Here is a 13,764-nt window from a genome sequence, read left to right as displayed (position 1 = left end):
CTAAATGCCTTCTCAATAAAGCTCTATATCGTTAAAGCACTAACGGCTCACCATAGAGCCTTTGGTATTTAACCGAATCCGATAAATGGATGTCGATGCCGTTATATACAGGGTATGTCCATTATGTCCGCTAGAATAATCTGCGGCAAAAGTACAGTTAGACACTTTTTCAGGGACGAAAATTTTAGCCAGTAAGCTACCATCATAGTGATACACTTGAATACTGTCTTCCGAAGACGTATAAAGCCAACCTTCAACATCTATTCGAAAACCATCCGCTAGCCCTGGAGAGACTTCAGCGAATAACCTTTCATTCGACAATTGATCACCATTTACTACATCAAACACGTTAATATGATGATTTCCAGAACCATCCTCTCTTAAAGCGGCAGAAGTATCCGCAACATATAAAAGCGCCTCATCCGGTGAAAATGCCAACCCATTCGGTTCTTCAATACTAGAACAAACCACCTTAATTTCTTGGGATTGAGGATCGTATCGAAAAACAAAATTTCCTTCTTGCTCAGAATCTGCTTTGAAACCTTCATGATCTGACAAAATGCCATAAGGAGGATCGGAAAACCAAATACTGCCATCCGACTTAACCACAAGATCATTCGGAGAATTTAAACGCTTCCCAAGGTACTGATCAACCAAGGTGGAAACCTTGCCACTTAACAGGTCGGTTTTGATAATAGATCGACCGCCATGACTGCAATGAAGGAGATGACCATCAAGGTCTAAATAATGCCCATTAGTAAAATTAGAAGGAGATCGCCAAACCGTCATGCCCTTATCGCTGCTCCAACTTAATATGCGATTATTAGGAATATCACTCCAAAGCAACGTTTGTTGTGGTTCTAGCCATACAGGGCCCTCACTCCACGTTGCGCCAGTACACACTTTTTCTAATATTGAATCAGATAGCAGGATACGTTCAATTCTTGAATCAAATTTTTCAATCGATAACATAACATGTCTTCTATATTTGTCTGTTATTCAAAAGCTCACGACACGCCTTACAAAATGCAAAGCGTGTCGGAGAAAAGAAAAAGCCTTAAACTATTTCCAAATGGCTTTGTAATGTTCTCTGTACTCATTATCTGGATCAAAAATATCTTGATCACCACCATCAAACTTGATGTTATCAGGAGTTACTAGGTGTACTGGAGTAGAGAAGCCACTGTCAGCAACGCCTGCAAAAGCACGGTTCAGTTCGTCTACAATTTGCCATCCATGTAAATTCAACGGCTCAGGGACAGTACCTGTTTGATTGAAATTAGCACGAATACGAGCATAAGCAGATTGGCTTCCATCACCAGCAGATAAATTACGAGGTAGCTGATCCATAGGTAAGCCAGAAGAATTTAATGACGAACCAATATAATCAAAATACAGGTCGTTAATCCCTAACGAATGCGTCCACGTTCCTTGGTTACGTTGTAGCAATGACGTTGTCAACTGTGGCATACGAGTAGATGTATCAGAAAGCGGCGTGTCTTCAACTGAAATTAAGGTACAGCCAGAACACTGCTTAATCACAGCCGCCATCGCATCGGACTTAGCAATCGCAACTTCATAAGCTGAGTCAGTAAAAATAACAACCCCAGCTTTACCATCGGATTCCGCAATCGCGGCTAAAGCCGCAATTTCAGCAACATCGTCTGCATTCGTCGTGATATTAGAAAAGATATTTTTCTCAGGAATAGGACCTGGCTTAGACGCTGAATGCCAACCAACAATTTTAATACCTTGGGCCGCCGCCGCTTCCAATGCGGCCGATTGCTCTTTAACATCAAAACCGCCTAGTACAATACCATCAGGTTTTAATGCCATCGCTTGGTTAAAAGCCGACGTACGTCCTGATACCGTACCTTGACCATCCAACACTCGTACATTCCAGCCTGTCCATATAGAGGCTTCTTGAACGCCATTACTGACACCTAACACGCCACCATTTCTCATATCTGACGCTAAGAAAACAACGGTTTTACCTGCAACCGCTTTAGGCCCAGTTGTTGGGCCATCCCATTCATTATAAGGAACGGTTGCCGCTTGTACTTTTTCTTTAGCCATAGCGACAAAATCATCAGCGGCTGAGGCTTGAGCATTTACAGCCATGAAAACGGATAAAGAGACTGCACTGTATTTTAGAATCGATGTATATTTTTTCATCATAACCTCGTTTAGTTTATTTTTTTATTACTTCAAGATAGATTAATGTGCTTAACTCATATTTATTTACTTTATATCGGCTTTAATCATCGCCCTTTTTCAGCATCCTTTTTATTTTCCCTCCTCGGCGTTGGGCATATCCAGCAATACCGATGGAAATCAATAATGTTGCGCCATTAAATAAAGGCTCAATATAAAAAGCGCCTCCCAATTGCTGAATACCAGAAATCCCCACCGCAAGAATGGTTACCCCAATAATGGTACCTAATACATTCACTCGTCCTGGGCGGATTGTTGTCGATCCAAGAAATGCCCCAACTAAAGCGGGTAATAAAAACTCTAGTCCCACATTCGCTTGGCCGATACGCAACTTAGCGGCCAAAATAACACCGGCTAATGCCGTCAATAAACCAGAAGTAACAAAAGCACCAATTACGTATTTACGAGATGGAATACCATTCAAGTCAGCGGCTCTTGGGTTAGCACCAATGGCATACAAACAACGTCCTAGAGGCAAGCGCTCGGTAATGATCCAAAGCAATATAGCAATACCTAATACATAAAAAGCGGGGGCAGGTAGACCAAAAATGAAGGAGTTTGAAATGGCATAAAAATCGGCTTCCAAAGAACCAATTACCTGACGGCCACCGGTATACCAAAGTGCGACAGAATAAATCACTGTACCGGTCCCTAAAGTAGCGATAAAGGAATCAATTTTCGCCATTTCAACCAGTAAACCATTCAATAAGCCAAACAACATGCCACAAATTAATACAACCACCACAGCCATCTGCCAACTCATCCCAAATTTGGTTTGTAAACTGATGGCTAAAATATGCCAAAGAACAATCCCGTAACCCACCGTCAGATCGATTTTCCCCGTTAGCATAGGAACCATCGCCGCTAAAGCTAATATAGCTATGATGGATTTATCACTTAAAATAGATCTCAAGTTTAATAGGGTGGGAAAAGTGTCTGGCAATAATACGGAAAAAAACACGACCAATAAAAACGTTAAAACAGGTAAACCATACACAGGAAGATAACGACCAATATGCGATAAAATGCCACCTTTATCCTCGTCTTTATCATTGTAGTCCGGCTCTAAAGCCGTTGATTTAATTGAAGTACTCATTGTATGCTCTCTTTTGATTATTATTTTTTACATTCATCAACAACAGAAACTCAGTGTCTATTTTTATTCGCCATCCGCCGAAGCAACTTTTAACATATTGGCAAAAGTAATTTCATCCGAGGCTAGCTCTTTATGAATTTTTCCTTTGCTAAATACATAACAGCGATTACAAATTTTCTCGACTTCTTCAAAATCTGTTGATACGACAATGACGGTTAACCCGTTTTGTACCGCTTGCTTTAATAAATCGTAAATTTCAGATTTTGCCCCCACATCAACACCAGCGGTTGGCTCATCTAAGATTAAGATTTTTTTATTCAAATTCAGCCAACGTGCCATAATCACTTTTTGTTGATTACCTCCACTTAGGTTTTCAACAGCTTGATCAGGATCACTTGGTCGAACATCGAAACGCTCAATAAGCGCTTTTGACACCCCAGTCTCTTTGACAAGACCATTAATGGAGAAAAAGAAGCTTGTCCCAGTAAAGGATTCAGAAAAAGGTTATCTTGAACTGACATAGACATTGCCAGGTTTTCAGAGCGTTCACCTGCTACATAGCCAATACCAGCCTGAATAGCGGCTTGAGGAGAATCAAACTCTAGTTGTTGGCCTTCAAGAGCAAGCGTGCCACCAAACACGGGATAGTCACCAAAAAGTGCCCGTCCGACTTCACCTTGACCGCCTCCTCGTAAACCAATTAACCCTAGAATTTCTCCTTTTTTAACATCAAAATTGACAGGACCAACATTACCGGCTTCAAAATCAGTCGCCTGTAAAATAATGGCGGCATTTGGATCAATTGTTGATTGCTTAAATTCCTTTTGTTCAGAGCCAACTATCATTTCCACGAGTTCTTTCGCTTCTACACCTTCCGTTTCACACTCTGCAACTAGGCAACCATCTCTCATGATGACCATGCTATCGGAGATTTCCATTACTTCGTCAAGTCGGTGGGAGACATAGATCATCCCTACCCCTTTTTTGCGTAAATCCCTAATAACAACAAATAATCGCTCTACATCCGCCGCTGGCAAGCTCGCTGTGGGCTCATCTAAAATAAGTATTTTGGCATTACAGTAGACGGCTCGAGCAATGGCTATCAAGGATTGTTCGGCCCGAGACAAACGAAACACTCGGGTGCGAGGATCTATGTCAGCATTTACCGTGGCGAGAGCATCTGCCGCTCGTTGATTGGTTGCCTTCCAATCTATCAAGCCTGCTCTCTTACAATACCCCATGGATAACGCCATATTTTCCGACACCGTCATCCAATCGACTAGACCAAGATCTTGGTGTATAAAAGCAATCTCATCATGTTGACGAGATTTTTTATCAAGACATTCTCCTTGGTAACGAATTTCACCCGAGTTTTCCTGATGAATTCCCGCTAACGTTTTTATTAACGTTGATTTGCCTGCACCATTTTCACCTAGTAGAGCCACCACAGAGTGAGAATGCACATCAAATGAAACATCATTCACAGCGATGCTGTTACCAAATTTTTTAGTAATATTGCGAAATTGCAGTAATGCTGTATCTGTCTTTTTTGGCTCACTTATAACGGCCATGACACACCTCACTAATATTATTTTTATTATTTCAATATCTAGTTTATTTTGAAAACTCAGTAAATTAGTTCATTAGCGCCGTTATCTGCTGCCAAATTTGATCATTAATCTCAATGCCACCAGCTTGTGTATGCTTATCTATGTAAGTTTGAATTCTAGACCCTGCAATCGATACTTCACCCGTTTCAGCTGGCTCTGAAGACAATACATAATCTCGTATACGCTTCATCTCAGCCACATACTGGCTCTGCTCCATTGTCTTGCTTAAATCGATTGCAATTAAAAATTGAGACACACCAAACTCGCCATCTTGATCTTCCGTAATAGCGGGAACGGAATTACCACCAGAAATAGCCGTAAGCATCATATCGAGAACAATCGACATAGATGATCCTTTCCAGAATCCCATTGGTAAAATACGCTTGTTTTCCCACAAAATTTTAGCATCGGTTGTCAATTCACCATTGTTATCATAGCCACCAACTACCGGTAACTCTTTATCTGCAAGTACGTAGTTTTGCAGTTGACCATAAGAGTATTGGGACATAGAGCAATCAACCACCACTGGAGGATCACCAGCAATAGCCATAATAAGAGGGTTTGTTCCTATACGGTGATCTTTACCACCCCAAGCCGGCATTACCGCAATGGAGTTGGTCGCCGCAATTCCTGCAAAACCTTGACGAGCCATGCGTAATACATAAGCACCGCCACGCATCCAATGATTCGAATTACGCATACCAACCATACCAATGCCATATTCACGCGCTAGTTCCATAGCACGATCAGCGCAAATCAATCCATTCAACACCCCAGGACCATACTGGCAATCCCATTGTTCTAGCGCTCCCATACTATTGACGCATTTAGGCACCGCATTCAGTTGAATTTGTCCCTTATCAACTTGACCAATAAAAACAGGGAAACGATTGATACCATGGGAGTAAACGCCTTCATTGGCCATTTCCACAAAACCACCCGCCAGACGAGAAGCCGAACTTAATGGCATACCACGGCTTATCAGTATGGTTTCATAAGTATTATGTAATTCGTCTAAAGAAATTGTAGGCATAGTAAAAACCTTTCAAATGTTCCGCATTACGGAATAATTAATTATTGTTTTTCCGTATAATGACATATAAAGAGATAATGTGAAGCTTTTTTAATCGATTTTTTCTATTTTTTTCATTAAACTGAAGCACAAATTCTTAATCCCTTAATTTATAAGCAAAATTTCACGAACAAAAGTCACCTATATCTCTAGGTGAAACGGGCTCTTTAGGTACTACTAAAAAATAAACAAAATACATAACATGCGCCCATCACGGATGGAGGCATTAGGAAATGCCGTAATTCATAGGAACTTGAAAGTAGATGAGAGGAAAGGGTTAAGCCGCTAGAAAGCTCACGTATGAGCCACTAGGCCATAGCAATAAGCGGCTATTTATAAGTTAAAGTCCGCTAAGATCTACATACAACATGCGGCTAAGCCCCTCAGACACGAGAAAGAGGCTTAGCATTGGGGTAACAGGCAGAAAAGTTAAAGCGCTAATCCAGCCTCATGAGCGATTGTAATTAACCTCTCTTTGGCCTTCTTAATATCGTCAAACCAGTTTTCATTTTGAGCCCACATTTCAATAACAAAAGGCGCTGCATAGTCAATCTCGGCTAATGTTTTGAAAATACTGTGGAAATCCACTTCGCCTTCGCCTATCACAAGGTCACGAAACTGGCCTTTACATTCGGGAGAGACACGCAAGGTATCTTTTAAGTGGATTTGAACAATATGATCTTGCCCTAATTTTAGTTCTGTTGGCACATGGTGGTTCCAGCCAGAAATATTGCCTACATCAGGATAAGCCATAAAAAACGGTGAAGGTATATCACGCTTTAGTACTTCAAACTTACTAAGGGAATTTAAATATGGAGTATCCATAATCTCTACTCCCAACATAATTCCGGCACGTTCTGCCATTTTTGTGGCTTTCTGCATGCCTTCAACAAACCGTCGGTGAGTCTCTTCTGACTGAGGTTCGTAATACACATCGTAACCCGCCATTTGAATACAGCGAATTCCCAATTTAAACGCCAGCGCGATGGCTTTTTCCATAATGTCAAAAGAGCGCTCTCTAATAGCGTTATCCATAGATCCAAATGGATATTTACGGTGAGCACTCAAACACATCGATTGTAATGGCATATCAAATTCGATACATAAATCCCTAAGCTTATAGATTTCTTCATCACTCCAATCAAGACGGGCTTGCCTTGCATCCGTTTCATCAACCGAAATCTCAAGGAAATCAAAACCGAGCTCTTTTGCTTTTGAGAGTCTCTCACGCCAACTAAGATCCGCAGGTAACGCTTTTTCATAGATACCTAAACGGAATTTATTCTCGAAATGAATCATTATTTCACCTTAAAGAGTTTCGCCTTAAAAAAGCTTGTGTTCAATTTGTATGGCGGTTTCTCTGAGACGTGCTGCTAACTCTGAAAAACCTAGCCGAGCCATTTTTGGCGATAAGGAAGACACACTAATCGCATAAATAGGCATTTTGTCTTTATTAAAGACAGGAATAGCAACACAGGAAATTCCCGCCTCATTCTCTTCGTCATCAATAGCAAAACCACGTTCTTTCACTTGATCTAGGACGTCAAAAAACGCATCTTTCTCAAGAATAGTATTTTCAGTAAGTGGTTTCATAATATGAGTATTACGTTGCCAATAAGCTTCTCTCACTTCATCAGAAGCAAACGCTAAAAAGCACTTTCCGGCAGCGGAGCAATAGGCAGGGGAATGTAAGCCAACATAAGTCCGAGTACGAAATGATGCATTGCTGGGTTCCAACTTATCTTTAAAAATAATGCTGTCACCATCAAAAGCCAAAAAGTTAATGGTCTCATTTATGGTTTCTAACAAATGCGTCAAATAGGGTTTTAACATACCCGTTACATCTGAGTTGATGGCGCTCTGACCGACATGAAGTAATTTCATCGTAAGTCGATAGTCACGTCCACTGGAAAGCTGAGTAACATAACCAGCACTTTCGTAAGTAGACAAAATTCGATGGGCAGAAGATTTCGTCATACCCGTTTCTTGTGAAATATGTTGCAGTGATGCACCATTTGGGTATTTACCTAAGAATTCCAGAACACTTAATGATTTTAACAATGACTTAATTTGCTCACTCATTCGTACCTACCAGTATTTAGCGATTTGACTATGGAAAGATGCGGCTATCGTTTCCCCTTGTTCACTCGCCAATGCCCGCCCGGCAATAAAAGCCTTTACTTTTATATTTTGAAATAAAGACAAATCTTCTGGCACAATACCGCCAGTAATAGACAGTTCAATACCTAAATCTGATAACGCTTTCATTTTTGTAAGATCCTCATCAGTCCAAGTAACCCCAGCTAATTCAGCATCTCGCGAACGGTGATATATGGCTTGTGTAATACCCATATTAACCCATGACTTAGCGTCCTCTAACGTCCAATGGCCATAAAGTTCAATTTGCACTTCTCCATTATAAGATTGCGCTACTTTATAAGCCGAACGTATGGTTTCAATATGCGCAGCAGCACTGACTGTAACCCAATTAGCCCCTGCTTCTAAAGCCATTTTGGTTAGAATGGCACTGGCATCCGTAATTTTCATGTCACATACGATTATATGCTGAGGGTATTTCGCTCTTAGTAAGGAGACACTACCAACGCCTTCCGCAAACGCAAGAATGGTCCCGACTTCAATCACATCCACAAAAGAGGCGATGTTTTCAACCGAGTCCATTGCTTTCTGAATGTTCGTTGCATCAAGTGCAATCTGTAATAATGGCTTAGTCATTCTTCTGTTCCTCAAATGCTTTAAAAAATCCGACTAATCGTAAGTAGCCTTGATATTTTTTCTGATATTGATCGAAATGCTCAGGATTCGCTTGAATACATTTAGCATCAATTTGCATCGCTTCTAAGCCCTCATTAATAGAAGCGTATTCTTTGGCTCCTACCATAGAAATTAATGCCGCCCCAAGAGACCCGGTTTCATCAATACTTGGTATTTCCAGCGTCATTCCCGTTAAATCAGCGAGCATCTGCATCCAAACATCTGATGCCGTGGATCCCCCAGTAACACGCAATACCTTCGCGTTTGGAAAGCGTGTACGCATTCGATCTAAATGCAAGTTATGGCAAAATAAAATACCTTCCCAAATGGCCTGAATTAAATGCCCTTTAGTATGATGAGATTGAAGACCGTAAAAACCGGATTTAATACCCAACCCCATGTTTGAACCATATAAAAAAGGCACAAAATACAAATCACTCTGAGCTGGCGGCAAGGCGGCGACTAATTGTTGATTCGCCTGATGATCAAATTCCCCGTCTGCTCCTAAATAATCAGCAAACCATTCATAATTACTGGCGGATGTTGGACTGGCTTCATGAATTATGTATTGATTCTCTAATACATAATGCCCGTACACATAATTATGCGTCATTGGAAGCACGTCTGAGGCAATACCCGACGTTACAGACCAGGTCCCCATTACATAATTCAAAGTATTAGAACTTCCACTAATACCAGAACAAATTGCGGTTGAAACCACATCAAATAGGCCGCCAAAAACAGGTGTTCCAATTTCTAATCCGGTCTCCTTAGCCACTTTTTCAGTCACATAGCCTGCCAGTTCATCTGGTTTAATAATAGGAGGTAAAGCCGACCAAACCGCTTCTATTTGAAATGTTTCCAATAGACTAAAATCGTATTCACCCGTTAATGAATTAAAGAAATTACTCTCTGACATATTCGTCAGTTCGGCCTGAGTTTCACCGGTAAGACGATAGCGAATATAATCATGAGCCATTAAAATTGAACCGATATTGGCGTAATTCTCTGGTTCATTCTCTTTAAGCCAGCGAATAATCGATACTGGATGCCCAGTCCAAAGGGTTTGTAATGTCACTGGGTATATTTTTTCAGGGATATTTTGTTCTTGCCATTGTTTTACTATATAGAGCGATCTGGAGTCAGAAGAGATAATACCATTGCGCAAATTGCGTCCATGTTTATCCAGTAAATACGCCCCCTTCCCCTGTGCTGAAATGCTTAAGCCTTTGATTTGATGAGCAGGGATCTCTACGGAAGCAAGCAAGGCGATAATGGCTTTTTTCGCATCGTCCCATAAATCATCTAAACCTCTTTCAACCCAGCCTTGACGTGTATTCAATACCTTTGCAGGCACTTTTGATAACGCCAATTGCCGGCCATTGCTGTCTATGAGCGCGGCCTTCATAAAAGTGCCACCAGAATCCAATCCAATAAAGTAATTCATCTTCTTTTGTACCAATAAGTCGTTATTATTTTAAAGTCAGATACTTTTGCCTTAGGCGCCATAAAAAAATTTATCAATGATTCCGGCAAGAACATAATCATCATCGTTGGTGGCTGAGGTCACTAAATCAGCTTGCGCTTGTACGACATTATCCGCATTCAGCATAGCCACACCCATACCCGCTTTTTGCAGCATACTAATATCATTATGGTTATCCCCAACGGCAACCACCTGACGAAAAGATAACCCTTCTTTAGCTAGGTATTTATCCAGCGCCGCCCCTTTCGTATTCCCTACGTTAGAGATATCAACACGGTCAATCCAAGAAGGCTCAGCACTAAAATTATTCTTAACAAATGGTAATTCAAGAAAATGATCAACCTGACCACCTTCTACAACAAATTTCCAAATATATTCGTTATTGACAATCTCTTCGTGAAAACTATCTACTGTTTTAATACAAGGTTTGATGTCATCAGGAAACGAATCGGCCCATAGAGAAAGAGCATTGACGTAATTTAAAGGACGCTGCACTGAATGCAACATGGCCTCTTTAACGTACATCACTGCTTTCATATCATGCTGCTCAACTAAAGTAACAAACTGCTTAGCTTTTTCTTTAGAGATAGCGTTGTGTTGCAACACAGTTTCATTTTGATAATCATAAATGTAGGTTCCATTACAGCAGATAATGGGAGTCTTTAATCCTAATTGAAGGTAATACGGTCGAGCGGCGGTATGATGTCTTCCTGTTACAATAACAACCGGTATTTTCTGAGATAGCTGCTGTATTTTTTCAATCAATACAGGACTGATAGTATGGTCCGATTTTAATACAGTACCATCTAAATCAAGCGCCAATAATTTATACATACATCACCTTACTTTTGACCGTAATAGGCATTTTTTCCGTGTTTTCTCAGATAATGTTTATCTAAGAGTTCTTTTTGAACACGTATATCTTGGTTCAATGAGCGAGTTCCAATTGCCATTGCAGAAATTTCTTCTAGTACTACCGCATTATGCACCGCATCAAAGGCATTCTTACCCCAAGCAAAAGGAGCATGACCAGAAATAATCACACCAGGCAAAGCCGTTGCCGTAATCGCCCGCTTTTGAAACTCTTCGATAATGACAATGCCAGTATTCTTTTCGTATTCTGTCTCAATTTCTTCAGCTGTCAGCATCCGAGTACAGGGTATATCACCATAAAAATAATCTGCATGGGTCGTACCTAGAGCCGGGATATCCATTCCTGCTTGAGCCCAAATCGTGGCATTTCGCGAATGAGTATGGACAATGCCACCAATATCCAAAAACGCTTTATAAAGCTCAATATGTGTCGCGGTATCACTAGAAGGATTTAACTGTCCTTCTACCCGGTTACCGTCTAAATCAACAATCACTATGTCGTCAGCCGTCATATCCTTATAACTTACACCCGATGGTTTAATCGCGATCACATTTTTCTCACGATCTATTTCCGACACATTTCCCCATGTAAAAGTGACTAAGCCATATTGAGGCAACTGCAAATTGGCATCTAAAACTCTTTCTTTCAATGACTGATACATAATGACTCTCAACAATTATTTTTATAAAGAATGCTGTTATCAATAAACCAATATTCCGTAATACGAAACATGAACACTTAATATTCCCGTATAATGACACATTATTAATATATGTGAAGCTTTTTTAACCAAAAATACATGTTGAAAAGACAATTTTTAGATGAAAAAATGCACTCAACGCAAAAAAAGGCTGTCGTTATCAAAAAAATAATTAGTAAAATTCATATCACCAAGAAGATTGATAAAGGTTCAAAACTGGCGGAATAAGAGCGGCTAAAAATGAATGAATTGATTTACAATCAATGAAATCTGAATAGAAATCAGGCTATAAAATAGAAGATTAGACACGATTTACATCTAGATAAGATCAATTTTGAGACACAAAAAACCCCCAATAATTGGATGCTCCAACTATTGGGGGTCACGTCAAGAAACGTTGTTTTTTAAATCCTAAAAAGGTTAACTACGAAGGCTAGACAGATCCATTGATTCTTCACCCATTTTTTCCCAATTACGTAACTCTTCTTCACTTGCTTTTGGGGAGAACAGACCCAGTTGAGCATATAAAATACCCAATACAGGAGACACCCAACAAGCAAACGCTAAAGGAATATACATTAGGTTTTCAATATTACCCTCTGCAATACCAAGACCTAGAGCACTGATCACGAAGGCACCGCCAGCGTTCCATGGAATCAGCGGAGAAACTAATGTTCCACCCTCTTCAATAGCGCGGGAAAGGTTAAGCGTAGAATACTTCATACCACGGTAAACGGGGGCATACATACGACCAGGAAGAGCAATCGATAAGTACGGGTCACCTGCGACTAAGTTAGTTGAAATTGAGGTACATACCGCGGCGGTTTGCACACCTTTGAAGGTTTTCACTTTCGTCATAATCGACGCAATAATCGTCTCTAAGCAACCGGTTTTTTCTAAAGCACCGCCAAACCCTAATGCGATTAGCACTAAAGAAATCGTCCACATCATAGATTGGATACCACCACGATTTAATAGACTATCAATTTCGCCCACGCCAGTACTAATGGAGTAACCACTGTTCGCATAGGTTAATACTTCATGTAAACCACTGCCCTGGGTAAACATAGCTGTAATACCACCAGCTAAAACACCAGCAAACAAAGATGGGATCGGAGGCATACGCTTCACAGCTAAAATAATAACCAAGAGCGCAGGTAATAATAACCAGGCAGAAATTGTGAAGTTATTTTCTAAAGTCGTGGTAATCGTATTGATTTTGGCAAAAGACACATCACCTGTATCAATAAAACTAAAGCCAGCGATTAGGTAAATAACAAAGGCGATCAACATCGCCGGTACGGTCGTTGGCATCATATTTTTAATATGAGAAAACACATCCGTTCCGGTTACCGCTGGTGCTAAATTAGTGGTATCAGAAAGCGGCGAAATTTTATCTCCGAAGAAAGCACCGGAAACAACCGCGCCAGCCGTCCAATACATTGGGATATCAAAACCGGCACCGATTCCCATAAGCGCTAAACCAACCGTACCCACTGTTCCCCATGACGTACCAAGAGATAAAGAGACGACCGCACACAACACCATCGCTGCCGCTAAGAAGATTTCTGGTGACAATAAGGTTAAGCCATAATAAATAAGCGTTGGCACGGTACCACTGGCAATCCAAACCCCAACAATCATACCAACGCAAATCAGTACGGAAACCGAAGGCAGAGAGATATGAATGACGTGAAACACTCCTTCTTCAATATCTTTCCATTTAAACCCCAGCTTCACTCCAACTAAAGAGGTAATCGCGAGACCGATGGCTAAGGGTACATGGGGAGTAAAATCACCAAAATAGAAAATTTGTATGCCTAATACAAATAAAGTAAGTACGACTGGAATTAGTGCCAGCAGAAGGCTAGGCCGACTCGTTCCACTTATTCTTTTAGTTTCTGACATTTTCACTTCCTCAGGTTATTATTTTTATCAAA

General features: G+C 40.6%; 13 protein-coding genes. All 13 read right to left on the bottom strand.

Annotation, left to right across the window (positions count from 1 at the left end):
* Nucleotides 1–39: 39 nt before the first annotated feature.
* Nucleotides 40–972, bottom strand: coding sequence for an SMP-30/gluconolactonase/LRE family protein (locus O1D97_RS05105; protein WP_269123411.1), 933 nt, complete (start codon nt 970–972; stop codon nt 40–42).
* Between the two features lie 90 nt (nt 973–1,062).
* Nucleotides 1,063–2,175 (bottom strand): substrate-binding domain-containing protein, encoded by a 1,113-nt coding sequence (locus O1D97_RS05100; protein WP_269123409.1) that lies wholly within the window; start codon nt 2,173–2,175, stop codon nt 1,063–1,065.
* Nucleotides 2,176–2,257: 82 nt separating this feature from the next.
* A complete protein-coding gene (locus O1D97_RS05095) occupies nt 2,258–3,310 on the bottom strand; it encodes an ABC transporter permease (RefSeq protein WP_269123407.1) in 1,053 nt (350 codons plus the stop codon).
* 63 nt (nt 3,311–3,373) lie between these two features.
* On the bottom strand, nt 3,374–3,745 hold the full coding sequence (locus O1D97_RS05090) for an ATP-binding cassette domain-containing protein (protein WP_269123405.1): 372 nt from the start codon (nt 3,743–3,745) through the stop codon (nt 3,374–3,376).
* Nucleotides 3,676–4,881: an ATP-binding cassette domain-containing protein gene (locus O1D97_RS05085; RefSeq protein ID WP_269123403.1), complete on the bottom strand. Its 1,206-nt coding sequence runs from the start codon at nt 4,879–4,881 to the stop codon at nt 3,676–3,678. Before O1D97_RS05085 ends, O1D97_RS05090 begins: the two co-directional genes overlap by 70 nt.
* Before the next feature lie 64 nt (nt 4,882–4,945).
* Nucleotides 4,946–5,953 (bottom strand): 3-dehydro-L-gulonate 2-dehydrogenase, encoded by a 1,008-nt coding sequence (yiaK, locus tag O1D97_RS05080; RefSeq protein WP_269123401.1) that lies wholly within the window; start codon nt 5,951–5,953, stop codon nt 4,946–4,948.
* Nucleotides 5,954–6,421: 468 nt separating this feature from the next.
* The gene (locus O1D97_RS05075; RefSeq protein WP_269123399.1) at nt 6,422–7,291 is read right to left on the bottom strand and encodes an L-ribulose-5-phosphate 3-epimerase; all 870 of its coding nucleotides are present in this window, start codon (nt 7,289–7,291) and stop codon (nt 6,422–6,424) included.
* Nucleotides 7,292–7,315: 24 nt separating this feature from the next.
* Complete coding sequence (locus O1D97_RS05070; protein WP_269123397.1) at nt 7,316–8,074, bottom strand: IclR family transcriptional regulator; 759 nt, start codon at nt 8,072–8,074, stop codon at nt 7,316–7,318.
* Nucleotides 8,075–8,080: 6 nt separating this feature from the next.
* Nucleotides 8,081–8,725 carry a 3-keto-L-gulonate-6-phosphate decarboxylase UlaD gene (locus tag O1D97_RS05065; RefSeq protein ID WP_269123395.1) on the bottom strand — a complete coding sequence of 215 codons (645 nt, stop codon included), beginning with the start codon at nt 8,723–8,725 and terminating at the stop codon, nt 8,081–8,083.
* A complete protein-coding gene (locus tag O1D97_RS05060; RefSeq protein WP_269123393.1) occupies nt 8,718–10,211 on the bottom strand; it encodes an FGGY-family carbohydrate kinase in 1,494 nt (497 codons plus the stop codon). The genes O1D97_RS05065 and O1D97_RS05060 overlap by 8 nt, the downstream gene beginning before the upstream one ends.
* A gap of 51 nt (nt 10,212–10,262) precedes the next feature.
* Nucleotides 10,263–11,084 (bottom strand): Cof-type HAD-IIB family hydrolase, encoded by an 822-nt coding sequence (locus tag O1D97_RS05055; protein WP_269123391.1) that lies wholly within the window; start codon nt 11,082–11,084, stop codon nt 10,263–10,265.
* 8 nt (nt 11,085–11,092) lie between these two features.
* Entirely contained in the window at nt 11,093–11,785 is a 693-nt protein-coding gene (locus tag O1D97_RS05050) for an L-ribulose-5-phosphate 4-epimerase (RefSeq protein ID WP_269123390.1), read from the bottom strand.
* Between the two features lie 459 nt (nt 11,786–12,244).
* Nucleotides 12,245–13,732: a Na+/H+ antiporter NhaC gene (gene nhaC, locus O1D97_RS05045; RefSeq protein ID WP_269123388.1), complete on the bottom strand. Its 1,488-nt coding sequence runs from the start codon at nt 13,730–13,732 to the stop codon at nt 12,245–12,247.
* Nucleotides 13,733–13,764 lie beyond the last annotated feature (32 nt).

Source organism: Marinomonas phaeophyticola (assembly GCF_026966905.1).
GTDB lineage: Bacteria > Pseudomonadota > Gammaproteobacteria > Pseudomonadales > Marinomonadaceae > Marinomonas > Marinomonas phaeophyticola.
This window is presented reverse-complemented; position numbering and strand designations above follow the sequence as displayed.

Bases quoted from the DNA above. Each gene is read 5' to 3' on its own strand.
- O1D97_RS05070 (WP_269123397.1), bottom strand. From the start codon at position 8,074: ATGAGTGAGCAAATTAAGTCATTGTTAAAATCATTAAGTGTTCTGGAA.
- O1D97_RS05050 (WP_269123390.1), bottom strand. From the start codon at position 11,785: ATGTATCAGTCATTGAAAGAAAGAGTTTTAGATGCCAATTTGCAGTTG.
- O1D97_RS05065 (WP_269123395.1), bottom strand. From the start codon at position 8,725: ATGACTAAGCCATTATTACAGATTGCACTTGATGCAACGAACATTCAG.
- O1D97_RS05060 (WP_269123393.1), bottom strand. From the start codon at position 10,211: ATGAATTACTTTATTGGATTGGATTCTGGTGGCACTTTTATGAAGGCC.
- yiaK (WP_269123401.1), bottom strand. From the start codon at position 5,953: ATGCCTACAATTTCTTTAGACGAATTACATAATACTTATGAAACCATA.
- nhaC (WP_269123388.1), bottom strand. From the start codon at position 13,732: ATGTCAGAAACTAAAAGAATAAGTGGAACGAGTCGGCCTAGCCTTCTG.
- O1D97_RS05105 (WP_269123411.1), bottom strand. From the start codon at position 972: ATGTTATCGATTGAAAAATTTGATTCAAGAATTGAACGTATCCTGCTA.
- O1D97_RS05100 (WP_269123409.1), bottom strand. From the start codon at position 2,175: ATGAAAAAATATACATCGATTCTAAAATACAGTGCAGTCTCTTTATCC.
- O1D97_RS05055 (WP_269123391.1), bottom strand. From the start codon at position 11,084: ATGTATAAATTATTGGCGCTTGATTTAGATGGTACTGTATTAAAATCG.
- O1D97_RS05095 (WP_269123407.1), bottom strand. From the start codon at position 3,310: ATGAGTACTTCAATTAAATCAACGGCTTTAGAGCCGGACTACAATGAT.
- O1D97_RS05085 (WP_269123403.1), bottom strand. From the start codon at position 4,881: ATGGCCGTTATAAGTGAGCCAAAAAAGACAGATACAGCATTACTGCAA.
- O1D97_RS05075 (WP_269123399.1), bottom strand. From the start codon at position 7,291: ATGATTCATTTCGAGAATAAATTCCGTTTAGGTATCTATGAAAAAGCG.